Consider the following 25,495-nt stretch of genomic DNA (forward strand, 5'->3'; position numbering starts at 1 on the left):
AACGTAGACCAAAGGCGCAGGCCGGGGCAAATGCCGAAGAAGGCCATTCACTTCCGATAGCGACAATTAATAAATGCTATTTAAACACTGCATGAGTGGGTGCCAAACGGGCCGGGAAGGAGGTAACTCGCTGCTTTGGAAAGAGAAGCCTGAAAACCAGGCAGGGCATTGCACGGCCCTGCGGTGCGGCCTTCATGGCAAGCGGGTGGGGAGCGGCTATAGTGAGTGAGGCAACACACACCACCAAGGATCAGGAGGTAGCATGTCCCCGGATAAACACGACCAGAAGCAAGAACAGAAAAAAGACCAGCGCGACGATCATCACGACGACGCCAACCCGATGCCGGACACCCATCACGTCAATCCTTCCCCGGATGAGTCATCGGACAAAAAGTAATCACCAGTGCGGCGCTATTTCTGATAGCGCCGTTTTACTTCCACGTTCAAACGCCCCTCACCCAGCTTCAATTTGAGCAGCTGGCCCGGCTGAGTATCCTGGGCGCGGCGCACGATCTGGCCTTGTTCGTCCTGGGCGATGGCATAGCCACGGCCTAGTACTGCCAGCGGGCTGACCGCGTTGAGTGCCCGGGCGGCGCTGTGTAGGCGTGCCTGGCGCGCTTCGAGCTGGCGCTGCATGGCGCTGGCCAAGCGGCGTTGCAGGCGTTCGATGCGCTCGCTTTCTGCCCGGTACAGCCGGGCCATGTCCTGGCTAGCCAGCCGACGGCCGAGCTGGCCAAGCTGGCGCTGCTGTTGGCTCAGCGTGAACTGCATGGCGCGCGCTAGCCGCTGGGTAAGGGCTTGCAGGTGCTGGCGCTGGTGGGCCAGCCGCTCTCCTGGGTGGCGGAGCCGAGCGCGCAGGGCGTCCAGCCGCTGGCTATCGCGCTCCAGGCGGGTTTGCAGGGCGCGCTGCAGGCGCTGTTCGGCTTGCCGAAGCTGGCGTTTGAGGGCGTGCTGGTCGGGCACCAGCCGCTCGGCGGCGGCGGAAGGGGTAGGGGCGCGCATGTCGGCGGCGAAATCCGCCAGGGTGACATCCACCTCATGGCCCACGGCAGACATCACCGGCAAACGGGAGTGGAAGATGGCCCGGGCCAAGTGCTCGTTGTTGAATGCCCACAGGTCTTCCAGGCTGCCGCCGCCTCGGGTGATCAGCACCGCATCCTGGGCGGGGTCGAGCCGCGTCTGGCGGTTGAGCAGCGCCAGGGCAGAGATCATCGCCGGGGCTGCTTCTGCGCCCTGAACCGGCACGGGAATCAACGTCACGTCGGCCAATGGCCAGCGCGCTGCCAGCACCGCCAGCACATCGCGGATGGCGGCGCCGCTGGCGGAGCTCAGAATCAGCAGCTTGCGGGGCGGAAAGGGCAGCGGGCGGGCGTTGGCAAATACCCCTTCTCCTTCCAGCTGCGCCTTCAAGCGCTCGTAGGCCGCCAGCAGCTCGCCCAGCCCCGCCGCCTGCACGGCGTCGGCGATCAGCTGGTAATCGCCGCGGGGTTCGAACAGCGAGACCCGGCCGCGCAGCTTGACCTGATCGCCATCGCGCATGGGGGCCGAGACGAACCGCGCCCGCTGGCGAAACAGCGCGCAGCGCACCTGGGCGCGGTCATCTTTCAGCGTGAAGTAGATATGCCCGGACGCCGGGCGCGACACGTTGGAAAGCTCGCCTTCCACCCACACATCGCCCAGGTCGCTCTCCAGCGCCTTGCGCGCCTTGAGGTTGAGTTGACTGACCGATAGCAGGGGGGCGTTGGGAGCGCTCATGGGAGTTTCCAGTCGCGGGTGAAAGCGGGGATGCGGCCGCTCATTAGACAATACGTGCAGGGCGTACAGCAATGGCCTTGACGGGCTCTCTGGCGTACCATGCGCGCGGAAGGCGGCGCTGCAAGATAAACGTCATCAAAGTGTCACAAAACCATGCTAGGGTGCCCGCCGACACAAAAGTGTCACGAAAGCGTCACAATAGATGTTCACCAACAGGGCAGATTGCTCATGTCGAATCTCGGACCTTCACAAGATCGTCCTGCGCTGGCTCGCCAAGCGCCTCACGAAGTGCCCGCCTGGCTAAGAGGTATCTACGCTGGCTTGTGCTTGTATCTGTTCCTGGCTGCTCTGAACGTTCTGGGTGCGGGGTTAGGCACCTTCGGCAGCGACAGCGATGTTCTGACCCGCGCCTTCGCCTATGGCCAGAACCCCTTCATCGCCTTGATGGCGGGCGTGCTGGTCACCATGGTCGTGCAGAGCTCCTCGTTCACCTCGGCGCTGATCGTGACCCTGGTGGCCAGTGGCGAAATGACCCTGGGCACGGCGGTGTTCGCCATCATGGGGGCCAACATCGGCACGGCCGTCACGGGCGTCATCGTGGCGCTGGCCAACGTGCGTATCAAGCGTAACTTCCGCCGCTCGTTCACCGCGGCGCTGATGCACGACCTGTTCAACATCCTCACGGTACTGCTGATCTTCCCGGTGGAGTGGCTGACCGGCATGTTCCACGAGCGTGGCTACGGCATTTTCACCCGCCTGGCCGCCTGGCTGGCGGACCTGATTGGCCTGGAAGAAGTCGCCCGCCCCAACAGCCCTATCAAGATCATTACCGCCCCGGTGGTAGATGCCGCCAACTGGCTGGGCGCGGCGCTGATGCCCACCACCGCCGCCGCTGGGCTGATGGTGGCAGGCATCGGCCTGCTGCTGATGTTCACTGCCCTGGTGTTCATGGTGCAGAACCTGCGCGGCGCGCTGCTGCGCCATATGGATGGCCTGTTCCGTACCTACTTCTTCCGTACCGATGCGCGGGCCTACGGCGTGGGTGTGGTCTCGACCGTACTCGTGCAGTCCAGCTCGATCACCAGCAGCCTGATGGTGCCGCTGGCGGGGCCGGGGTGGTGCGCCTGCGCCGCGTGCTGCCGTTCATGATGGGGGCCAACCTGGGCACCACCGTGACCAGCGTACTGGCGGCGACCGCCAACCCGATTGCGGCGGCGATGACGGTGGCGCTGTTTCACGTTATCTTCAATCTTACCGGCACCGCGATCTGGTGGCCGCTGCGGGTCATTCCGCTGCGTATTGCCACCTGGTATGGACGCCTGGCAGGGCAGCACATTCGCTATGCGTTCCTGTTCCTGATCGGTGTGTTCCTGATCGTGCCGCTGGTGGGCATCACGCTGACCGAATTCTTTATCCGCCTGCGCTAAGCGCGGCCAGTTGAGAGGTTTCCCCATGTTCAAACAGCTTTTTAGTGCGCTTACCTCGGAAACCAGCATCGACCAGGCCTACGCGGACCTGACCCAAATGCTGGAGCATGGCGCCTGGATGTTCTCCCGAGCCAACGAGGTGCTGTACAGCACCGTGGCCGCCGAGGACGTACGCACGCCCCTGTACGAGCGCGATGTGGCGGTCAACGAGCTGGAACGCTCGATTCGCCGCAAGGTGCTGCGCCACCTGACCGTCAACCCCGGCCACGACGTGGCCATTTGCCTGGCGCTGATGAGCGTGGCCAAGGACGCCGAGCGTATCGGCGATTACTGCAAGAACGTCTTCGAGGTAGGCGCGTTCTACACCGAAGGCTTCCATGTAGACCGTTACCAGAAGCCCCTGGACAGCATCGCCGAGCGCTTGCGAGGGCTGTTCAGCGAGCTGATTGCGGCCACGCGCAACTCCGATGAGCAAAAGGCCCACGGCATCATCACCGCCACCCGGGAGATTCGTCACATCAGCGACGAGCTGATCGAATCCCTGCTGCGGGAAGAGGACAGCATCGAGTTCCACGAAGCCGTGGCCTACTCGCTGCTGGCGCGCCACTACAAGCGTGTGGCCTCGCACCTGGCCAACATCGCCACGGCGGTGACGGGCCGCCTGGAAGACCTGGACTTCCCCAGCGAAGCCGACGACCGCGCGCTGGACTAAACCGCCCGCGCCACACCGCAGTGGGCTTCGCCCAGGCCAACGCAGAGGGCCACCTTCAGCAGATCATCGCAGGATGGTTTGCTGGGGTGGCCCTCGAAACGTTACAATGGGCGATTAACCTTTCACGCCCCATCTTCCCACTTTACATTGGGTGTTGCCGCTATGCTACGTATGGCCCAAGAAGCGCTTACGTTCGATGACGTACTTCTCGTTCCTGGCTTCTCCGACATTCTGCCCAAGGATGTCAGCCTCAAAACCCGCCTGACTCGTAACCTCTCGCTGAATATTCCCCTGCTGTCTGCCGCCATGGACACCGTGACCGAAGCGCGTCTGGCAATTGCAATGGCCCAGGAAGGCGGCATCGGCATCATCCACAAGAACATGACCATGGCCCAGCAGGCCGCGGAAGTGCGCAAGGTGAAGAAGCACGAAAGCGTGATCGTCAAAGACCCGGTCACCGTGAGCCCCAAGGCCAAGCTGGAAGACCTGCTGGCCATGGCCCGCGAATACGGCTTCTCCGGCTTCCCGGTGGTGGAAGGCGAAACCCTGGTGGGCATCGTCACCGAGCGTGACATGCGCTTCCAGCCCAACGTGGGCGACAGCGTGGCCGACATCATGACGCCCCGCGAGCGCCTGGTCACCGTACCGGAAGGTACCGAGCTTGAAGTCAGCAAAGCCAAGATGCGCGAACACCGCATCGAAAAAATGCTCATCGTCGATGACGCTTTCCACCTGCGCGGCCTGGTGACCTTCCAGGATATCGAAAAAGCCCGCACCTACCCCATGGCCGCCAAAGACAGCGATGGCCGCCTGCTGGTAGGCGCCGCGGTCGGCACCGGCCCGGAAACCCCGGACCGCGTAGCGGCACTGGCCGAAGCAGGCGTTGACGTGATCATCGTCGACACCGCCCACGGCCACTCCAAGGGCGTCATCGACCGCGTCCGCTGGATCAAGGAACACTTCCCGCAGATTCAAGTGATCGGCGGCAACATCGCCACCGCCGCCGCCGCCACTGCGCTGGCCGAAGCGGGTGCCGATGCCGTGAAAGTGGGTATTGGCCCCGGCTCCATCTGCACCACGCGTATCGTGGCAGGCGTTGGCGTACCGCAAATCACCGCCGTTTCCAACGTAGCCGAAGCGCTGAAAGAGTTCGATATTCCGCTGATTGCCGATGGCGGCGTACGCTTCTCTGGCGACTTGGCGAAAGCCATTGCCGCTGGCGCAAGCGCCGTGATGGTGGGTGGCCTGCTGGCCGGTACCGAAGAAGCACCGGGCGAAGTTGAGCTTTACCAAGGCCGTACCTACAAAGCCTACCGTGGCATGGGCTCCATGGGTGCCATGTCACAGAGCCAGGGCAGCGCCGACCGCTACTTCCAGGACAAGGACGCCGGAGCCGAAAAGCTGGTGCCGGAAGGCATCGAAGGCCGCGTACCCTACAAGGGCATGATGAGCGCCATCGTTCACCAGCTGATGGGCGGCCTGCGCGCCTCCATGGGTTACACCGGCTGTCGCGACATTCAGGAAATGCGCACCAAGCCCGAGTTCGTACAGATTACCGGCGCTGGCTTCAACGAGTCTCACGTTCACGACGTGCAGATCACCAAGGAAGCACCCAACTACCGGGTGAGCTAACCAGCGCAGTTAGTGACATGGCGGCGGGCATTGCCCCGCCGTCTGCTTTTTAGCCAATGCGGGTATTCCGCGTTATAGAGGCTTCGCCATGAGTGACATTCACGCCCACAAGATTCTGATTCTCGACTTCGGCTCCCAGTACACCCAACTGATTGCCCGCCGCGTGCGCGAGATCGGCGTATTCTCTGAAATCCGCGCCTTCGACATCACCGAAGAAGAGATCCGCGAATACAACCCCAACGGCATCATCCTGGCCGGTGGCCCGGAATCCGTCACCGAGCTGGACTCCCCCCGCGCTCCCGAGTGCGTGTTCGAAATGGGCCTGCCGGTGTTTGGTATCTGCTACGGCATGCAAACCATGGCCGAGCAGCTGGGCGGCAAGGTGGAAGGCTCCAACCAGCGCGAGTTCGGCTACGCCCAGATCCGTCTGGACGCCGAAACTGCCCTGTTCAAGGACATCAAGGACCACGTAGACCCCGCCACCGGCAACGCCCTGCTGGACGTGTGGATGAGCCACGGTGACAAGGTCGCCAAGGCCCCGGACACCTTCACCGTGACTGCCTCTACCCCGAGCTGCCCGATTGCGGCCATGGCCTGGGAAGAGAAGCAGTTCTACGGCGTACAGTTCCACCCGGAAGTGACCCACACCCTGCAAGGCCAGCGGATTCTCGAGCACTTCGTGTTGGATATCTGTAAAGCCGAAAAACTGTGGACCCCCGCCCAAATCATCGAAGACCAGGTACAGCGCGTACGCGAGCAAGTCGGCGACCGCCACGTACTGCTGGGCCTCTCTGGTGGCGTAGACTCTTCCGTAGTAGCCGCACTGCTGCACAAGGCCATTGGCGAGCAGCTCACCTGCGTATTCGTCGATAACGGCCTGCTGCGCAAGAACGAAGGCGACCAGGTCATGGAAACCTTCGCCAAGCACATGGGCGTGAAAGTGATCCGCGTGGACGCCGAAGCGCTGTTCCTGGAGAAGCTGCACGGCGAAAAAGACCCGGAAGCCAAGCGCAAGATCATCGGCAACACTTTCATCGACGTGTTCGATGACGAAGCCAGCAAGATCGAAGGCGTGGAATTCCTGGCCCAGGGCACCATCTACCCGGACGTGATCGAATCCGCCGCCTCCAAAACCGGCAAGGCGCATGTGATCAAATCCCACCACAACGTGGGTGGCCTGCCGGAAACCATGAAGCTCAAGCTGGTCGAGCCGCTGCGCGAACTGTTCAAGGACGAAGTGCGCAAACTCGGCCTGGAACTCGGCCTGCCTTACGACATGGTCTACCGCCACCCGTTCCCCGGCCCCGGCCTGGGCGTGCGCATTCTGGGTGAAGTGAAGAAAGAGTACGCCGACATCCTGCGCGATGCCGACGCCATCTACATCGAAGAACTGCGCGCCGCCGGTTGGTACGAAAAAACCAGCCAAGCCTTCGCCGTGTTCCTGCCGGTGAAATCCGTTGGCGTGGTCGGCGACGGCCGCCGCTACGAATGGGTCATCGCGCTCCGCGCCGTCGAAACCATCGACTTCATGACCGCCCGCTGGGCCCACCTGCCCTACGAGCTGCTGGAGAAGGTTTCCAACCGGATTATCAATGAGTTGGAAGGCGTATCGCGGGTGACCTATGATGTGAGCAGTAAGCCGCCTGCTACTATTGAGTGGGAGTGATCCTGCGCCAATTAAGGTAATCGCTAGCTAGCCTTATCAAAGCCGCTCCAGGATTGAGCGGCTTTGTTGTATGGTACGCGTATACCTGCAGGAATGAGCATGATGAGCGACGAGGAAGTCAAAGCCAATGCGGTAGCCTTTGCCAAGCGACACAAGAAGCGCATTGCCTCTGAGCGAACGAATATCGAGCAATACGCGCCTGAGGAGCGGGCGATCTCCATTTTTATGGGTCTGTCTCGACCTCATCATCAAGGACACCGACCACACAAATCAGCACTGGGAAGAGGATATCGATTCGATTGATCCATTCCTGCCCGAGCGCTACACTCATGAACAGCTGAAAAGCCTACTATCAGGCGAGGACGAGTCATGAAAGATAAAGTGTCGAAATCTACCCCGCTAACGCATTTTGCGCGTCATGCGAGCGCTGAGCAGAAACAAGCCGTGCGTAACAAGGTCATCCATAACGCCATCGCTCGTCAGAAGCGTGTTCTCGACCAGGCTAAAGAGCTGAATTGCTAGCTTAGCGGTTGAGCAGTCGCATTTCCTTGGCCCGCCGATGAGCGGGCTTTCTGTTTCTGCCTGTTTTTTAGTGGCTTGCGAACAACCGTTCATGCGCCCTAAAAATCGGGATAGCTTTAAATATCATAAGGTTACAGCTCATCAATGAATCAGGTTTCTCATAACAGCCTTGTCTCTTTTATTTGGAAAATTGCCGATGACTGCCTGCGCGATATTTATGTCCGCGGCAAATATCGTGATGTCATCCTACCCATGGTGGTGTTGCGCCGCCTGGACACCCTTCTGGAGCCGACCAAGGACGCGGTGCTCGAAGAGGTTCGCTACCAGAAAGAAGATGAAGGCGCGCTGGAGCTGGACGAGGAGCCCTTGAAGGAAGCCTCCGGCTACGTGTTTTACAACACCAGCCATTGGACGCTAAAGAAGCTTCACGGCACGGCTACCAACAACCAGCAGATCCTGCTGGCGAATATCGAGGATTACCTCGATGGCTTCAGCGATAACGTCAAGGAGATCATCCGCCGTTTCAAGCTTTTCGATCAGATGCGCCACATGGCCGACAAACAGGTGCTGCTGGATGTCATCGAGAATTTCGTCTCGCCCTATATAAACCTCACGCCCCACGAGATGGAAGACCCCGAAGGCAACACCCTGCCGGGGCTGTCGAATCTCGGCATGGGCTACGTGTTCGAAGAGCTGATTCGCAAGTTCAACGAAGAGAACAACGAAGAAGCGGGGGAGCACTTCACGCCGCGCGAGGTGATCCACCTCATGACGCACCTGATGTTCGACCCGATCAAGGATCGGCTTCCCCCGCTCATGACGATTTATGATCCGGCCTGCGGGTCGGGCGGCATGCTGACCGAGGCGCAGAACTACATCAAGAACCCGGAAGGCCTGATCAAGGCCAGCGGCGACGTCTATCTCTACGGCAAGGAGATCAACGACGAGACCTACGCGATCTGTAAATCGGACATGATGATCAAGGGTAACAACCCCGAGAACATCCGCGTTGGCTCCACGCTCTCCAGCGATGAGTTTTCCGCCGAACGCTTTGATTTCATGCTCTCCAACCCGCCCTACGGCAAGAGTTGGAGCAGCGAGGTCAAGTACATCAAGGACGGCAAGGATGTCATCGATCCTCGCTTTCAGGTCGAGTTGGCTGATTATTGGGGTAACAAAGAGACGGTAGACGCTACTCCGCGCTCCTCGGATGGCCAGCTGCTGTTCCTGATGGAGATGGTCAGCAAGATGAAGCCTGCGGGCACCAGCCCGCTTGGTTCGCGTATCGCCTCCGTTCACAACGGCTCTAGCCTATTTACCGGCGACGCGGGTAGCGGCGAATCCAACATCCGCCGCTACATCATCGAAAACGACATGCTGGATACCATCATCCAGCTGCCGAACAACCTGTTTTACAACACCGGTATCACCACCTATATCTGGCTGTTGACCAACGCCAAGCCGGAAGCCCGAAAAGGGCGTGTCCAACTGATCGACGCCAACCTGCTCTACCGCAAGTTGCGCAAGAACCTGGGTGACAAGAACTGCGAATTTGCGCCCGAGCATATAGAAACGATCACTAACGCCTACCTCGACTTTGCCCCCATCGAGCGGGAAATCGACGCCAACAACGACCCGCAGGGCATCGCCGTGCAGGTGTTCGATAACGACGACTTCGGTTACTACAAGGTCACTATCGAGCGCCCCGACCGCCGACGCGCCGGTTTCAGCGCCGAGCGCATCGCACCGCTACGCTTCGATAAATCACTGCGCGAGCCGATGGAGTGGCTGTGGGAAACCCACGGCGACAAAGTTTACGAACCAGGCTTTTTGAAAGGCGAAGCCAAAGCCATTGCCGCCTGGTGCGAGGAGCAGGGCATGACCCTGAACGCCAAGCAGCGCGGCAAACTGACCGATACCCGCTACTGGCTCAAGCTGCGCGATCTGCATGATGCCGCCACCGCCTTGATGGAGCAGATCGGCACGCAAGAGGCCGATGACTTCAACGCCTTCCGCGAGGCCGTCAGCAAAACGCTCAAGGCGCAGAAGATCAAGCTAACCGCTGGAGAGAAAACCGCGCTGCTGAACGCCGTAAGCTGGTACGACGAACAGGCGCACAAGGTGATCGACAAGCGCTACTCGCTCTCGAAAGAGGGTGTGAGAGGCCTGACCGAGCGCTACGGCTGTACAGAGGAAGCACTTTCGGACTTCGGCTACTACCGTCAGGGCGATGGCAGCTACCTGACCTATGAAAGCGCCACCGACTTGCGCGATGCGGAAAGCGTGCCGCTGAAGGACAGCATCCACCGCTATTTTCAAGCCGAGGTGAAGCCGCACGTTAAAGAAGCCTGGATCAACCTCGACTCCGTGAAGATCGGCTATGAGATCAGCTTCAACAAGTATTTCTATCGCCACAAGCCACTGCGGAGTCTGGAAGAGGTAACGCGGGATATTTTGGCACTGGAAAAGCAGGCCGATGGGCTGATTGCTGATATTCTCGGCGTTGAGATCGCGACCAAGCTGGAATTAGCAGAATGAACATAGCGGCTTACTCTAAATACGACAGCTTCAAATACTCGGGCTTCAACTGGGTCGGCTATATCCCGGTCCACTGGAATGTTGAGAAGCTGGGCTCCATGCTGAATGCGGTATCGGAGAAAAACCAGCCCGAGTTGCCTCTCCTCTCAATCACCCGAGAACAGGGGGTCATCAAACGCGACATCGAAGATCAGGACAGCAACCACAATTTTATTCCGGATGACCTGAGCGGCTACAAGGTGTTGCGCAAGGGGCAGTTCGGCATGAACAAGATGAAGGCGTGGCAGGGCTCCTATGGTGTGTCCGCGCATACTGGAATTGTCAGCCCTGCTTATTTCATTTTTGACTTTACTCGCGAAGTCGATCCGCATTTCTTTAACATTGCGATTCGTAGCAAGCTCTACGTCTCTTACTTCGGCTCAGCCTCAGATGGCGTTCGCATCGGACAGTGGGATCTAAACCAACCCCGTATGCGGCAAATTCCGTTAATATTGCCGCCACTCCCCGAGCAACGCGCCATCGCCGCATTTCTGGATAACAAATCCGCCAAAATCGACCAGGCAGTACGAATCAAGGAAGCGCAAATCAAGCTCTTGCGCGAGCGTCGGCAGATCCTGATTCAGCAGGCCGTCACTCGTGGCCTTAACCCTGACGTGCCCATGAAAGACAGCGGCATCGATTGGATTGGGGAGATTCCTGCTCACTGGAAGGTACACCGTAACTTTGCGCTCTTTCGGGAAATCAAACAGCCAGGCAATGCTGATCTTCCGGTGCTTTCCGTCTCAATCCACAGCGGCGTTTCGAAGGAGGAGCTGTCTGAGGAAGAGAACATCCGATCTATTGTGAAGATCGAAAACCGCAGCTCTTATATGGAAGTTCTGCCAGGCGATATCGCCTACAACATGATGCGTGCATGGCAGGGCGGCATTGGAGCGGTGCATACTCACGGTATGGTCAGTCCTGCTTACGTGGTTGCACGCCCGGTGGATTACCTAGCAGGCGATTACTTTGAACTCCTATACCGAACTCCAAACTTTATCCGGCAAATGGATGCTGCCTCCAAGGGTATCGCAGATTTCCGAAAACGCCTCTACTGGGATGATTTTCGAGACTTGATGACTACCCTCCCGCCGCTGGCGGAGCAGAAAGAAATCATTCAGTATTCTGAGCAGATTTCAGAGAAAGTCAGCTACGCCATTTCAATCAAGCAAGATCAGATTGCTACGCTCAAGGAATACAAAACGAGCCTGATCAACGCGGCGGTGACGGGCAAAATCAAGGTCAGTTAAGGGGCAGTCATGAGTTACGCGGTAAGCGACACCACGGAGAAAGCGCTGGAACAGGCCATCGAACGCAGCCTGACCGGCACTACCAGCGAAGCACAGGCGCAGGGCATTACCGAGCCTGCGACTTACGGCGTGAGTGGTGCTTACCGCCTTGGCCATGGCAGCGACTTCGATGCCGCGCTGGCGCTGGACACTGCCCGATTCTGGGCCTTTCTGGAAGCCACGCAAAGCAAGGCCTTGGAAAAGCTCAAGACCCGCCACCCCGCCGATTGGCAGGCGCGCATTCTTGGCCAGTACGACAAACTGATCAAACGAAAGGGCGTACTGCACCTGTTGAAAAAAGGCCTGCCGGTCGAGGATGCGCACTTTACCCTCATGTACCCCGCGCCGCTGGCCAGTTCCGCCAAGACGGTGCACGACAACTTCGCCGCTAACGTGTGGAGCGTGACGCGCCAGGTGCATCACTCGTTGGCGAACTCGAACGAGTCCATCGATATGGTGCTGTTCGTTAACGGCCTGCCCATCGTCACGCTAGAGTTGAAAAACGCTCGGACCGAGACCGCCAGCTATCACGGGAAAAAGCAGTACCGCAACCGGGATGCCAGCCAGCCACTGCTGCAGTTTGGCCGCGTGCTGGTGCATATGACCGCCGATACCGACGAGGTTTGGATGGCCACCAAGCTCGCCGGGGATGCCACCTGGTTTCTGCCGTTCAACAAAGGGCATAACGAAGGTGCGGGCAACCCGCCCAACCCGAACGGCCACCGTACCGCTTATCTATGGGAAGAGGTGTTCAAGCCTGGCAGTCTCGCCGGTATCATCCAGCACTTTGTGCTGCTGGAAGGTAAAAGCACCGACCCGCTGGCGAAGAAAAACCTGATCTTTCCGCGCTATCACCAGCTCAACGTGGTACGCAAACTGTTGGCCCATACCGCGGCGCATGGGGTGGGCCAGAGTTACCTGATTCAGCACTCCGCCGGATCGGGAAAATCCAATTCGATTACCTGGGCCGCCTACCAACTGATCGAAAGCTACCCCGAGCAGGCCGACCTGCCCGGCGCGAAGGCGCTGGATGCGCCGCTGTTCGATAGTGTGATCGTCGTGACCGACCGCCGCCTGCTGGACAAGCAGCTACGCGAGAACATCAAGGATTTCTCCGAGGTGAAGAACATCGTCGCCCCGGCGATGCGCTCTTCGGATCTCCGAGCGGCACTGGAGAACGGCAAGAAAATCATCATCACCACGATTCAGAAGTTTCCCTTCATTATCGATGGCATCGCGGATCTCTCTGATAAGCGTTTTGCCGTGATCATCGACGAAGCTCACAGCGGCCAAACCAGCCACTCTCAAGGCAATATGAACAAGGCCATGGGGGGAAGTGCGGAGACGGACGACGAGGACAACCAGGACAAAATTCTCACATCCATACGGGCGCGCAAGCAGCGGGACAACGCTTCTTACTTTGCATTCACGGCGACCCCCAAGAACAGCACGCTGGAGATGTTCGGGGTGGCGCAGCCTGAGGGCGGCTACAAGCCTTTTCATCTTTACAGCATGAAACAGGCGATCGAAGAGGGCTTCATACTCGACGTGCTGGCCAACTACACCACCTACAAAGGCTATTACGAGATTCAGAAGTCCATTGAGGACAACCCGCTGTTCGATACTGCCAAGGCGCAGAAAAAGCTGCGCGCCTTTGTCGAACATCGCCAGCAAACCATCGACATCAAGGCCGAGGTCATGGTGGATGACTTTGTCGATAACGTGGTCAACAAGAAGAAGCTGCGCGGCAAGGCGCGGGGAATGATCATCACTCAGAATATCGAGATGGCCATTCGCTACTATCGCGCGGTACAGAAAGAGCTGGAGAAGCGCGGCAATCCGTTCAAGGCGTTGATTGCCTTTTCGGGTGATAAGGAGGTCGACGGCATCAAGTACACGGAAGCCGAGATGAACGGTTTCCCCGAGGAGAAGACGCGCTTCTATTTTGATGGCTACGACGATAAAGGCAAGCCGATGCTGCTGAACGGCCAGAGCGTCGAGAACACCTTTCGGTTACTGGTGGTGGCCAATAAGTATCTGACCGGCTTTGATCAACCCAAGCTTTGCGCCATGTATGTGGATAAAAAGCTGCAGTCGGTGCTGGCCGTTCAGGCGCTATCGCGTTTGAATCGCTCGGCGCCCAAACTGGGCAAGCGGACCGAAGATCTGTTCGTGCTCGATTTTTTCAACGAGGTCGACGACATCAAAAAGGCGTTTGACCCCTTCTTCACCGTGACGACGCTGTCGCAGGCGACGGATGTCAACGTTCTGCATGATTTGAAAGATGCACTCGATGAAACCGGTGTTTACGAGTGGGAGGAAGTGGACGAGTTCTGCCAGCGTTTCTTCAACCAGGAGGATGCCCAGAAGCTGAGCCCACTCATTGATACAGCCGCCGAGCGGTTCAACGCGGAGCTGGGGCTCGAGGATAAAGACAAGATCGATTTCAAGATCAAGGCCAAGCAGTTCGTCAAGATCTACGGTCAAATGGCGTCGATCATGCCGTTCGAAGTCGTGGCATGGGAAAAGCTGTTCTGGTTTTTGAAGTTCCTCATTCCGAAGCTAAAGATTCAGGACCCAGATCAGGATGAACTCGATGAGCTGCTTGAGGCCGTCGATCTTTCCTCCTACGGATTGGGCAGAACGAAGCTCAACCATGCCATTACACTGGATGCCGAGGAGGCCACGCTCGATCCGCAAAACCCCAACCCGCGTGGGTACCGTGAAGAAGAGAGCCAGAAGGACCCGCTCGAGGAAATCATCAAGACCTTTAACGAACGCTGGTTTCAAGGCTGGAGCGCTACGCCGGATGAGCAGCGCGTCAAGTTCCTGAATATTTTGGATAGCGTAAGAGCACACCCGGATTTCGAGCAGAAATTCAGCGATAACCCGGACCCCTACTCGCGTGAAATCGCCTTCGATAAAATCATGAAAGAAGTGATGTTGAAGCGGCGCAAGGAGGAGATGGAGTTATACAAGCTCCACGCTCAGGACCCGACGTTCAAGGCGGCGTTTTATCAAAGCCTCAAGAATGCGCTGCAAAACCCCGGGCTGGGTAGCAATGTATAAAAGCGAGTTTGCCTAAAAAATCGCGCGCCGTATCGCGATCAGGAGAGAGACTAATGACATCCAGTCACCCACGCCCAACCTCCATCCGCATCTTCCTCGCCGACGGCACGCCCGAGGGCCTGCGCATCGTGGAAAAATCCAACTGGACGGGGCGGGCGGTGGTGGCCAACCGCTCTCAGCTCGAAGGGGCGATGAAGCGCAGCGAAATGGCACAGCCGGGCGTGTATGTGCTCACGGGGCAAACGGAAGAGGGGGCGGCCAAGTTGTACGTAGGCGAAGCCGATTCGCTCGGAGATCGTATCAAGCAGCATGTGTCGGGTAAGGAGTTTTGGACGCGGGCCATCGCCTTTACCAGCACGAACGAAGGTTTGAATAAGGCCAACGTACGCTACCTGGAGTCGCGGTTGCTGGGCATGGCGAAGACGGCCAATCAGTGGGCGGTGGATAACACGGCGTATCCCTCCGCCCCACCACTCAATGAAGCCGACCGTGCCGATGCCGAGTGGTTTTTAGCCGAGATGCTGGTGATTTTTCCGCTATTGGGTATCGATGCGTTCGAAGCAGCTAGCAGCCAAGCCGCCGCGTCATCTTCAGAGCAAGTCGAGCCGCCGCTGACGCTTTACCTCAACGAACGTGGGGCCGAAGGCACGGGTAGAGAAGTTGCCGATGGCTTTGTGGTACTCAAAGGCTCATTGGCACGTGTTGAGGAGACGCTTTCCATCCATGACTATATGCGCGAGCAGCGGCAACTTCTGCAAGCGCGTGGCGTACTAGCGCCGCAAAATGGAAAGCTGATATTTACCCAGGATTTTCGCTTTTCCTCTCCTTCAACAGCAGCGGGCGTATTGGTGGGCGGTAGCGCCAATGGCCGTTTGGCTTGGAAGGATGCTGATGGCAAAACTCTGAAAGCCATTCAAGACGAAAGGTTATCGGATGTTTAGCAAAACGTTTTTCAACTTGCCCCGGTTGCGGGTGTGCTCTTCTGTATTCCTTATTTCAGCTGAAACAACTCCCTGACTGGCCCATGAGCCGAATATCAACCATAATTGGCTCATCATCTGATCCGAATAGGCGGGGCAATCGGCTCATGTATATCTGGGAACAGCCACATTGGCCGCATTTTGAGTGGGATGAGTCCGCACTGCGGCCTACCCTGGATGCCGTGCGGCTGCTTCAGGGGCGCGTGTTGGGTAAAACCGAGGCGGCGCCTGGGCAGGCGGATCTGGATCTGGAGGTGGAGATGGATGCGCTGATACAGAACGCCATTCGTACTAGCGAAATCGAAGGCGAGCGTCTGGATGTTGGCTCCGTGAGGTCTTCCGTGGCTCGCCAGCTGGGCATCGAGCGGGCTGGTATATCTGGTAGAACAACCCCTGAGTCCGAGGCATTGGTCGATCTATTGCTGCAATCCACGCGTCAGCTGGATGAGCCGTTGACCCATGGGCGGCTGTGCCTGTGGCAGTCCATGCTGTTTGTGAAAGGCCCTGGCCTGATGGGTCAAGTGCGTGTGGGCGAGCTACGCGGTGACCACCCCATGCAGGTGGTGTCGGGGCGGCTGGATCGACCTACCGTTCATTTTGAAGCGCCTCCCCGTGAACAGCTGGAAGCCGAATTGGATGCGTTTCTAACGTGGTTCAACCAACCGCTAGAGGGACTGGATGGGCTGGTGCGGGCGGGTATTGCACATCTATGGTTGATCACCTTGCACCCCTTTGATGATGGCAATGGGCGGGTCACACGCGCCGTTACCGACCGGGCGCTTGCGCAGGCAGAACGGCAGTCGGTGCGCTTCTACTCTCTGAGTGCGGCAATCATGGCGCGGCGAAGCGCTTACTACGACTACCTCGAAAGTACCCAGAAGGGCAGTCTCGATATTACGCCTTGGTTGTTGTGGTTCCTCGATACGCTGAAAGAGGCGCTTGAGCAGGCGTTGTTAAGAATCGACCGTGTATTGGTCAAGGCTTCCTTTTGGCAGCACCATGCCACTACGGTACTGAACGAACGACAAATCAAGGTGCTGAACCGTTTGTTGGATACCGCAGGAGAGGAGTTTGCGCAGGGCATTAATGCCCGCAAGTACCAATCGTTGGCCAAGGTGAGCAAAGCGACCGCCACGCGGGATTTGGCTGAACTGGTAGAGAAAGGCTGCCTTTTCAGGCTGCCTGGCGGCGGGCGGAGCACACGTTATGCCTTGGTGGAGCATGGCAAAGGGCTGCCCGGTGAATACTGATGGCCAGGAGTCACTGCCCGGTGGGCCACCCCGAACCCAGAAAGCCATAGAAGTGTCATAGTAAAAATGACCCAGCTCGACGCTGGCAGACGTATAATCGCTGCACACGCCATCGCCCTTGTTGACGTGCTTTGAAGACGAGATGTCGGCTTTCATCTGGCTGACGTGGCGTCCCGGTATACGTGTGGCGATGGGCATATCAGCATCATCCTGAATCGTGATAGAGATTGCGTTTACGTGGCACCCACCTGGCGGGGTTACTTGATGGATGAATGCACATGACGCTTGATTATTTCGTGGCGAACTATGGCAGCCTCGGCTTGTTCGTGGGGGCGAGCCTGGAGGGTGAAGCCGTCGCGATGCTGGGCGGCATCATGATGCATCGGCACCTGATCGGGTTTGGTGAAGCGGTGGTCTCGCTTGCCTTGGGCGCTTTCCTGGCAGACCAGGTGTTCTTCCTGCTCGGGCATGGGTGGCGCAATAGCGCCATCGTTCGCTCGGTTCAGCGTAGCGTGGCGGGTGAGCGGGTACTGACGACGTTCAACGCCCACCCGAATACGTTCGCGTTCTCCTTGCGGTTCCTTTATGGGCTGCGCATGGCCGGTGCGGTGACCATTGGCACGACCAAATTTCCCTGGCCCCGTTTCATCGTGCTCAATGCGCTGTCGGCGCTGATCTGGTCGGCCGCCTGGGTCACGCTCGGTTATCTGTTTGGTCAGGCGCTCGCGCCACTGTTTGAGCGATTGAGCAGCCTTTCCCATGTGGTGTTGGCAGGGGTGGCCGCCGTGCTTTGCGTCGCGGTCGCGGCCGTGGTGGCCACTCGGCGGAGAAGGGCTCAGCGCTTGACGACGCGCGATTGAGCGCAGCCACCCCTGCACACGCATTACCCTATCGTTACCGCCTCCGCCAGGCTAAGCCGGTGAGCAGCCCCAGCGTGAGCGCTGCCATGCCGCCGGTGTAGGCGATCAGCGGCCACGCCGTGCTGCCATCCAGCATGACCACCACCGCAGTGCCTACGCCACCCACGATCAGGCTCTGCACTCAGAAGTGCAGCGCCACGGCGGTGCCAGCCATGTCGTTGAAGGCGTGCAGCGCGCCGTTGGCGGTCACGGAGGTGATCAACACGATGCCCACGGCGGCGAGCCACATCGGTAAGACAAACGACCACAGGCTTGGCGTGAAGAACACTTCCCCCAGCCCCAGCAGGCCTGCGCTGGCCAGCAGAATCAGCGCGCCACGCAGGGCGCAGCCGGGAATGCCCCAGCGCGTCACGAAACGTTTGGCAAAGCGCGCCGTCACGATCATGACCAAGGTTACCGTCGCAAAGGCCACGCTGAACCCCAACTCGCTAAAGCCCGCCCCTTCGATGAGCACTCGGGGGGCCGTCGAGAAGAACACGAAAAACGCCCCCATGGCGGTCCCGAACGCGACCGTATAAACCCAGAAATGAGCGCTGTTGAGCACGCGCCCCATATCCGCCAGGCGGGTGGGGGCGTATGCCTTGCGTGTTTCATGCCATCTCGGGAAGGCGTAGCCGAGGGTCAGCAGGGCCAGAATGCCCAGGGTGATGAACAGGGCGCTCCAGCCCAGGTAATGGGCTATCAGCGCGCCCGCGATAGGCCCCAGCGCAGGCACCACCGCCAGCATGGCATTCATCAGGCTGTAGATGACCGCGCTTTCCGGCGTGTTGGCGTACACATCGCGCACCGTGGCGAACATCGCGACCAGCATGGCGGCGGCCCCCATGGCCTGCACCAGCCTGAGCAGCACGAATAGCCAGGCTTCCGTGGTGAACGCCAGGAAGAAGGAGGCCGCCGCAAAAACGAGGGTGCCGCCTATCAGGATGGGGCGACGACCCAGGCGGTCTGAAAGCGGGCCAAAGAGGATCTGGCCCACGCCCAGCATGATCATGTAGAGCGTCAGCGTGAGCTGAACGACCTCGGGCGTGGTATTGAGAATGCCCGGCATGGCGGGCACCACCGGCAGGTAGATATCCATGCCGAGTGAGGCAAGCAAGTTGAAAGGGGCCAGCAACGCCAGCGCCAGGGGGAGGCGATAAGCCCAAGAGCTTGGGTTTTGAATAGGCACAGGAAAAGCTCCGTACGAATCAGCGTATTCGACGGCGGCCTGCAGGGCATCGATGGGATGGTCAGGCTGCCGCAACAACGAGTGAAGCAGGGTTGTTGCGGCCTAGCGGTCTGCTTTTTTGGAACCCATGGGTGCTTTCCGGGAGGTGACGTTGCGGTGCCTTTGGCGTTGTTAGCGTATCAGAGACAAAAAGCGCAGACCAGGCCATGCCCGTTGTGTATCGGATATTGGTGTTGGATTTTTCTCGATGACAAAATTCATCGTGCTAGCTGCATGGCGATGATTTTTTTCCTGACGACTTTGCTAAAAACGAACGTTGGTCTTCTTTAGTTTTTCTATATCCCTTTTAATTCATGTGCTTGCGGGGTTTTTTGTTGTTGGCACGCGGTTTGCTACATGGTTTGCTACAAGTGTTCTGCCGTAAGCGTGGTTAGCTACAAGTAGTGCGCTAAAGATAGCGTGCCAATGCGTAAACGATAGCCAAGGCGCTTTGGCGCGTTCCAACAATTAACAATAGAGAATAGGAAGCACGTTATGCAGTTGAATCGGGTGAGCAGTTTCAAGAGTGCGGGTAAGTTGATTACCGGACAGGGGGCCAGTGAACAGTTGGGCCTGCATGTACAGGCACTGGGCATGCAGAATCCCTTGATCGTGACGGATGCCGGGGTGGTGGCCTCAGGCACGCTGGAGGGGGTTACCAGGCAGTTGCAGGCCTTGGGGCTTTCCTGTGGTGTGTTCGATGGTGTAACCCCAGAGCCGGAAGTGGCTATCGTGGAAACCTGCACGGAGGTGTTCGTGTCGGACCAGCACGATAGCGTGATTGCCGTGGGCGGCGGCAGTGCCATGGATATCGCCAAATGCGTGGCGGTGTATGCGCGCCATGAGGGGCCGCTGGAAGCGCTGTTTGGCGAGCAGCAGGTGCGCCAGCGTGAGGTGCCCTTGATTGCCATGCCCACTACCGCAGGGACTGGGTCGGAGGTGACTAACATCGCCATTCTGTCCGACAAGGTCCAGCAGATGAAAAAGGGCATCGTGAGCGATTGCCTGCTGCCGGATGTGGCGATCGTGGCGCCCGAGCTGACGCTGAGCTGCCCGCGCAGCGTTACGGCTGCCAGCGGTGTGGACGCGCTGGTGCACGCGGTGGAGGCGTATCTTTCCAATTTTGCGACGCCTATCACGGACGCCTTGGCGGTCAAGGCCATGGGGTTGATCGTTTCGGCGTTGCCGAAGGCGTTTGCCAATCCTCAGCATCTTCAGGCCCGCGAGGACATGGCGACCGGTAGCCTGCTAGCGGGGCTGGCGTTCGGCAATGCGGGGGTCGGGGCAGTGCATGCGTTGGCGTATCCGTTGGGCGGGCGTTATCAGTTGGCCCATGGGGTGACCAATGCGCTGCTGCTGCCCTTCGTGATGGAGTGGAACAAGCTGGCGTGTGTGGAGCGTTTCCGGGGCATCGCCCAGGCTTTTGGCGAGCCGGTGGCGGGGCTTTCCGACCATGCGGTGGCCGATGCCGTGATTGCGCGTATGCATCGCTTGTGTGCCGAGGTGGAAATTCCGTCTGGCTTGCGCTCGTTCGATATCCCTGAGTCAGCGATTCCCGAGCTGGCTGCCGAAGCTATCAAGGTGGAGCGGCTGCTGCGCAATAATCCCAGGGTCTTGAGCCTGGAGGATATCGAGGCCATCTATCGCGCTGCCTACTGACGCGGTGACGCGTTACTAACAATACCAATAAAATTGATCAGGAGTTCATGCCATGAGCGCTTGGAAACATCGCGTTGACGGTGAGGAGAGCCCGTACACGCCGTTAGGTCCGTTCAAGCTTCGCTTGCCTTTCTATCACTATCGCTTCGAGCTGCCTGACTATTTGCAGGGGCTATTGATGTGTGCCGTCGATCTGGCGGCGATTCCGCTCATGATGCAGTTGCTGGGGATGCCTTTCGAGGCGGCGCTGGCCATCGTGATTTTGAACGGTTTGCTGTATCTGCTGCACCATCTGCTGGGGGACCCGGTGATCCCTGGCTGGATTACGCCGGCCATTCCGCTGTTGATGGCGTATGTGGCGACCTTCCCCGAGGGGGTCGATAGGGTGCATGCGTTGATTGCTTTCCAGATGATGCTGGGGGGCCTAGCCATCGGTCTGGGGGTCACGGGCATGGCCAGCAAGGTGGTGCGGCTGATTCCTTCGGCCATCAAGGCGGGGGTGATCATGGGCGCTGGTCTGGCGGCCATCGTGGTGGTATTCGATGAGGGTGGCCGCTTCGAGCAGTACCCCTTTACCATCACGATTGCCGTGGGTGTGGCCTTTTATCTTATTTTTTCCCGCCATTTCAATAAGCTGAAAGCCCAGGGTGGTGTGTGGGGTGCGGTAGGCAAATTGGGGATCTTTCCGATCATCGTGCTGGCTATCGTGGTGGCTCCGCTGTTTGGGGAAGCGCCATGGCCCGATGTGGAATGGGGGTTCAGCCAGCCTGACTTCGCGTTGATGTTCAGTGAGTACACGGTGTTCGGCGTGGGCATGCCGCCGCTGATGATGTTTCTGACGGCGATTCCTACGGTGTTGGCGGCGTATATCGTGTTGTTTGGCGATGTGTTGCAGAGCAAGGCGCTGCTGGAGGAGGCCGATGAGAAGCGCCGCGACGAGAAGATCGACTATAACCCCAACCGTGCCCACATGATCTTTGGTGGCCGTAATTTCGGCATGAGCATTTTTGGTCCGGACGTGGTGATGTGTGGCCCGCTGTGGGCGGCAATGCATGTGGTCACGGTTGAGCGTTACAAGCAGGGCAAGGCGGCGATGAACTCTATCTTCGGGGGTTCTGGGTCGTTCCGTTGGGGAACCAACACGGGGTTGCTGCTGCTGCCCATCGTGAGTCTGGTAGAGCCTATTCTGGGCATTGCGCTGGCGCTGACGCTATTGATTCAGGGCTATGTCAGCGTACGCATCGGCATCATGGAGGCGCGTAGCCAGCGTGATCTGGGCATTGCCGGAATTATTGCGGCAATGCTGGTCATCAAGGGCGCTACCTGGGCCTTTGCCGTGGGGATTCTGCTGTGCGCGCTGATTTACGGTCGCCGTTTCTTCTCGGGCGAGGTGGACAAGACCTTCGTGAAGGATTGGGAGGAAGCGTCCGTGCCTTCTGCTGACCCTGAACCTCGGGTCCCGCTGCAAAAGTAGTCGACATGACGCTGTGCAGGCCGAGCCGCCGGGTTACGCTGGGGTTCGGCGCCGTGTGCTGGCCAATCGTGCGGTTCGGCCAGCCATGGCGGGATGGTTCGCAGTTATCCCTGGAGGGAGATCATGCAGCGAATAGAGGCGTGCCTTTCATTGGCGGCGGCATTGCCCTTGTTTGAGCAGCACGGTACGGATGCGGTGGAGGTGTTTCATCGCCAGGGCCAGGTGATTGGGGTGTTGACCCGTACCGATATCGAGCAGGCTCAGCGGGAAGGGGCACTCGACCAGCCGGTGGAGGCACATTTGCGCTACCGGGTCACCGGTGCGAAGCCAGCCCTTGAGGCGGCAGAGGTGGAGGCGTTCGGGTTCGATGAGGAGCCCATGCGTTCTTTGCTGGATGCCTTGCACGATGGGGTCTATATCACCGATGCCAACGGTATCACGGTGACAATCAATCAGGCTTATGAGCGCATCACCGGTATTCAGCGGGAGGAGGTGGTGGGCTTCCACATGGCGGATCTGGTCAAGGCGGGGTTCATTTCCAAATCGGCGTCGCTGGAGGTGATTCGTGAGCTGCGCCCGATCACGCTGGCGCAGACGATCCATGGTAGCCGCAAGATTGTGGTCACGGGGACCCCGCTGTTTGGTCAGGACGGCAGGTTAGCCTATGTGGTGACCAGCGTTCGCGATATCACGGAGCTGCTGCTGGCCAAGCATGCCCAGGAGCAGCTTGAGCAGATCGAGCGTATCCGTGAGGCGTATCAGGTGCGAGAAGTATCGGCGCTGAGTGCTCCCGGGGTGATTACCAGCCCGAGCACGGAGCCTTGCTTCGACCTGGCGCGCCGGGTGGCAAAATCGACGGCCAAGGTTCTGATTCAGGGCGAAACCGGTACCGGAAAGACCTTGTTGGCGCGTTATATCCATCAGCACAGTGACCGTTCGGATGGCCCGTTCATGGAGTTGAACTGTACGGCGTTTCCGGAAGGGCTACTGGAGGCCGAGCTGTTTGGCTATGCCGCCGGGGCATTTACCGGTGCTGCGCCCAAGGGTAAGCAGGGGCTGCTGGATGTGGCCCATGGGGGAACGCTGTTTCTGGATGAGATCGGTGACTTGCCCATGGCCTTGCAGGTAAAGCTATTGAAGGTGGTGGAAGAAAACCGCTATTTGCCTGTGGGTGATACCGCGTTTCGGCAAGCCAACGTGCGGTTGATTACGGCGACGCATCAGGAGTTGTTGGAGCGTGTACAACAAGGGGCTTTTCGAGAGGATCTCTTCTATCGGCTGAGTGTGGTGCCGCTGCGGTTGCCACCGTTGCGGGAGCGGCGCGAGGAAGTGATTCCTTTGCTGCAGCATTATTTAGTGCACTTCAATCAGTTGCACGGTATGTCGCACCGCTGGTCACCCGAGGCGTTGGAGCTGCTGGCGGGGTATGCGTGGCCGGGCAATATACGCGAGCTGATGAACCTCACCGAGCGCCTGGTCGTGACCCTGGAACAGGAAGAGGTGACCTCGGCAGATTTGCCCCGTGAGCTATTTCCCAGCCCCGGCCAAGCCGCGGCACCGGAAGGGCCGCGTGCACTTTGCGAGCAACATTCCTTGCGCCATCAGGTGAGCCGATTCGAGCGGCAAGTGATCGAGCATGCGCTGGCCTTGCACGGGTCTACTCGCGCGGCAGCGGCAGTATTGGGCGTGGACCAATCCACGTTAGTGAAAAAGCAGCGCCGCTGGCGCGATTCACCGTTGGGGTAAGGCAGCGCTGACACGCCAGGTTCTACGCCAGGTCCTATCCCACGGTTTCAATTCTATCAATGACAATACAGGAGTAGGTGATGCAGATTCAGTCGTGGATTCATGAGGCGGCTTATATCAACGGCGAGTGGGTGACGTCGGAGAGTGGCGAGCAGGTGGCGGTGACCAACCCGGCAGACGGTGCGACGCTTGGGCATGTGCCTGCCCTGAGCGCCCAGCAAGTGGCAAGTGCCATCGAGGCGGCCAACGTGGCGCTGCCCGCCTGGAAGAGCAAAACCGCTGCGCAGCGGGCGGCTGTTTTGAGCCGCTGGCATGCGCTGATCATGGAGAACGAGGCGGTGCTGGGCGAGCTGATGACGCTGGAACAGGGCAAGCCGCTGAGGGAGGCGCGGGGTGAAATCGGCTATGCCGCCAGTTTTATCGAGTGGTTTGCCGAGGAGGCCAAGCGGATTTATGGCGATACCATTCCGGGCCACGCGGCAGATAAGCGCATCATTGTCACCCGTGAGCCGGTGGGGGTCTGTGCGGCCATTACGCCGTGGAATTTTCCGGCGGCGATGATTACTCGCAAGGTGGCTCCTGCGCTGGCCGCAGGCTGTACCATCGTGGTGAAACCTGCCATGGAGACGCCGCTGACCGCGCTGGCCTTGGCGGCACTGGCCGAGCAGGCGGGAGTACCTGCCGGGGTGATCAATATCGTCACTGGGGATGCACAGACCATTGGCCAGGTGCTGACCGAAAGCCCAGTAGTGCGCAAGCTGAGTTTCACCGGTTCTACGGCGGTGGGTGCCAAGCTGATGGCAGCCTGTGCGCCGACGGTGAAGAAAGTGTCGCTGGAGCTGGGAGGCAATGCCCCGTTCATTGTGTTCGATGATGCCGATATCGACGAGGCGGTGGCCGGGGCAATCGATAGCAAGTTCCGCAATGCCGGGCAGACTTGCGTATGCGCGAACCGTATCTATGTGCAAAGTGGTGTTTACGACACCTTTGTGGAGCGGCTGGCGCAGCGAACTCAGGCCTTGAAGGTGGGCGCTGGCAGCGAGGAGGGGGTGGATATCGGGCCGCTGATTTCCGAGAAGGCGGTGGCCAAGGTGGAAGAGCACCTTCAGGATGCCTTGGCCAAAGGAGGGCGAGTGCTGGCTGGAGGGCAGCGCCATGCGCTAGGGGGGACCTGGTACGCACCCACGGTGGTGGCCGAGGCGACAGCGGACATGGCATGTGCCCGCGAGGAGACATTCGGCCCTCTGGCACCGGTATTCCGCTTCGAAGACGAGGCTGAAGTAATTCGCCTGGCAAACGATACGGAGTTCGGGCTGGCGGCCTATTTCTATGCTGAAAGTGTCTCGCGCATCTGGCGCGTTTCCGAGGCGCTGGAGTACGGCATGGTGGGCATCAATACCGGTTTGATTTCAACGGCGGCGGCTCCGTTCGGTGGGGTCAAGTCTTCAGGCATCGGCCGCGAAGGCTCGCGTTACGGGATCGATGAATATACCGAGATGAAGTACCTCTGCCTGGGTATCAAGCAGGCGGAGTAGCCTTCACTTTACTAAGCTGTTTTTAGTTCCAAGGCCCCGGGTGAGAGCTCTCACTGCGGGGTTTTTTGGCCCTTA

At 59.1% G+C, this 25,495-nt stretch carries 19 protein-coding genes and 1 pseudogene; 18 read left to right on the forward strand and 2 right to left on the reverse strand.

Annotation, left to right across the window (positions count from 1 at the left end; genetic code table 11):
- Positions 1 to 262: 262 nt before the first annotated feature.
- Positions 263 to 397 (forward strand): hypothetical protein, encoded by a 135-nt coding sequence (locus B7L71_RS17875; RefSeq protein ID WP_254893829.1) that lies wholly within the window; start codon positions 263 to 265, stop codon positions 395 to 397.
- A 14-nt stretch (positions 398 to 411) separates the two neighbouring features.
- Here B7L71_RS17875 and xseA read toward each other — a convergent pair whose 3' ends face one another.
- The gene (gene xseA, locus B7L71_RS08705; RefSeq protein WP_081137361.1) at positions 412 to 1,755 is read right to left on the reverse strand and encodes an exodeoxyribonuclease VII large subunit; all 1,344 of its coding nucleotides are present in this window, start codon (positions 1,753 to 1,755) and stop codon (positions 412 to 414) included.
- Positions 1,756 to 1,983: 228 nt separating this feature from the next.
- On the opposite strand from xseA, the gene B7L71_RS08710 reads away from it, so the two are divergent.
- From B7L71_RS08710 to B7L71_RS08755, 13 genes are all read left to right on the forward strand, one after another.
- Positions 1,984 to 2,904, forward strand: coding sequence for a Na/Pi cotransporter family protein (locus B7L71_RS08710; protein ID WP_249273213.1), 921 nt, complete (start codon positions 1,984 to 1,986; stop codon positions 2,902 to 2,904).
- Complete coding sequence (locus B7L71_RS17670) at positions 2,874 to 3,182, forward strand: hypothetical protein (RefSeq protein ID WP_249273214.1); 309 nt, start codon at positions 2,874 to 2,876, stop codon at positions 3,180 to 3,182. The genes B7L71_RS08710 and B7L71_RS17670 overlap by 31 nt, the downstream gene beginning before the upstream one ends.
- Positions 3,183 to 3,207: 25 nt before the next feature.
- Positions 3,208 to 3,894 (forward strand): phosphate signaling complex PhoU family protein, encoded by a 687-nt coding sequence (locus tag B7L71_RS08715; protein WP_016914803.1) that lies wholly within the window; start codon positions 3,208 to 3,210, stop codon positions 3,892 to 3,894.
- 162 nt (positions 3,895 to 4,056) lie between these two features.
- Complete coding sequence (gene guaB / locus B7L71_RS08720) at positions 4,057 to 5,526, forward strand: IMP dehydrogenase (protein ID WP_081137363.1); 1,470 nt, start codon at positions 4,057 to 4,059, stop codon at positions 5,524 to 5,526.
- A gap of 88 nt (positions 5,527 to 5,614) precedes the next feature.
- Positions 5,615 to 7,192, forward strand: coding sequence for a glutamine-hydrolyzing GMP synthase (gene guaA, locus B7L71_RS08725; RefSeq protein WP_081137365.1), 1,578 nt, complete (start codon positions 5,615 to 5,617; stop codon positions 7,190 to 7,192).
- A gap of 99 nt (positions 7,193 to 7,291) precedes the next feature.
- Positions 7,292 to 7,495: a hypothetical protein gene (locus B7L71_RS17080; protein WP_139790091.1), complete on the forward strand. Its 204-nt coding sequence runs from the start codon at positions 7,292 to 7,294 to the stop codon at positions 7,493 to 7,495.
- Between the two features lie 66 nt (positions 7,496 to 7,561).
- The gene (locus B7L71_RS17315) at positions 7,562 to 7,714 is read left to right on the forward strand and encodes a hypothetical protein (RefSeq protein WP_016914799.1); all 153 of its coding nucleotides are present in this window, start codon (positions 7,562 to 7,564) and stop codon (positions 7,712 to 7,714) included.
- 144 nt (positions 7,715 to 7,858) lie between these two features.
- The gene (locus B7L71_RS08730; protein ID WP_081137367.1) at positions 7,859 to 10,252 is read left to right on the forward strand and encodes an HsdM family class I SAM-dependent methyltransferase; all 2,394 of its coding nucleotides are present in this window, start codon (positions 7,859 to 7,861) and stop codon (positions 10,250 to 10,252) included.
- Positions 10,249 to 11,541, forward strand: a complete 1,293-nt coding sequence (locus B7L71_RS08735; RefSeq protein WP_081137369.1) for a restriction endonuclease subunit S — start codon at positions 10,249 to 10,251, stop codon at positions 11,539 to 11,541. The genes B7L71_RS08730 and B7L71_RS08735 overlap by 4 nt, the downstream gene beginning before the upstream one ends.
- Before the next feature lie 9 nt (positions 11,542 to 11,550).
- The gene (locus B7L71_RS08740; RefSeq protein WP_081137371.1) at positions 11,551 to 14,649 is read left to right on the forward strand and encodes a type I restriction endonuclease subunit R; all 3,099 of its coding nucleotides are present in this window, start codon (positions 11,551 to 11,553) and stop codon (positions 14,647 to 14,649) included.
- Between the two features lie 53 nt (positions 14,650 to 14,702).
- Positions 14,703 to 15,590 carry a GIY-YIG nuclease family protein gene (locus tag B7L71_RS08745; protein ID WP_081137373.1) on the forward strand — a complete coding sequence of 296 codons (888 nt, stop codon included), beginning with the start codon at positions 14,703 to 14,705 and terminating at the stop codon, positions 15,588 to 15,590.
- Between the two features lie 146 nt (positions 15,591 to 15,736).
- Positions 15,737 to 16,879, forward strand: a complete 1,143-nt coding sequence (locus B7L71_RS08750; protein WP_081137375.1) for a Fic family protein — start codon at positions 15,737 to 15,739, stop codon at positions 16,877 to 16,879.
- Positions 16,880 to 17,157: 278 nt separating this feature from the next.
- Positions 17,158 to 17,739 (forward strand): DedA family protein, encoded by a 582-nt coding sequence (locus B7L71_RS08755; RefSeq protein ID WP_157808941.1) that lies wholly within the window; start codon positions 17,158 to 17,160, stop codon positions 17,737 to 17,739.
- A gap of 34 nt (positions 17,740 to 17,773) precedes the next feature.
- Here B7L71_RS08755 and cml read toward each other — a convergent pair.
- A pseudogene (cml, locus tag B7L71_RS08760) lies at positions 17,774 to 18,961 on the reverse strand (CmlA/FloR family chloramphenicol efflux MFS transporter).
- Positions 18,962 to 19,501: 540 nt separating this feature from the next.
- Here cml and B7L71_RS08765 point away from each other — a divergent pair.
- The 4 genes from B7L71_RS08765 to B7L71_RS08780 all read left to right on the forward strand — a co-directional run bounded on the left by B7L71_RS08765 (position 19,502) and on the right by B7L71_RS08780 (position 25,420).
- Positions 19,502 to 20,665, forward strand: a complete 1,164-nt coding sequence (locus tag B7L71_RS08765) for an iron-containing alcohol dehydrogenase (protein ID WP_081137379.1) — start codon at positions 19,502 to 19,504, stop codon at positions 20,663 to 20,665.
- 52 nt (positions 20,666 to 20,717) lie between these two features.
- Positions 20,718 to 22,139, forward strand: coding sequence for a hypothetical protein (locus tag B7L71_RS08770; protein WP_081137381.1), 1,422 nt, complete (start codon positions 20,718 to 20,720; stop codon positions 22,137 to 22,139).
- A 123-nt stretch (positions 22,140 to 22,262) separates the two neighbouring features.
- A complete protein-coding gene (locus B7L71_RS08775; RefSeq protein ID WP_081137383.1) occupies positions 22,263 to 23,885 on the forward strand; it encodes a sigma 54-interacting transcriptional regulator in 1,623 nt (540 codons plus the stop codon).
- Positions 23,886 to 23,965: 80 nt separating this feature from the next.
- The gene (locus B7L71_RS08780) at positions 23,966 to 25,420 is read left to right on the forward strand and encodes an NAD-dependent succinate-semialdehyde dehydrogenase (protein WP_081137385.1); all 1,455 of its coding nucleotides are present in this window, start codon (positions 23,966 to 23,968) and stop codon (positions 25,418 to 25,420) included.
- Positions 25,421 to 25,495: the final 75 nt, after the last annotated feature.

The organism is Halomonas sp. BC2 (assembly GCF_002078115.1).
GTDB lineage: Bacteria > Pseudomonadota > Gammaproteobacteria > Pseudomonadales > Halomonadaceae > Vreelandella > Vreelandella stevensii.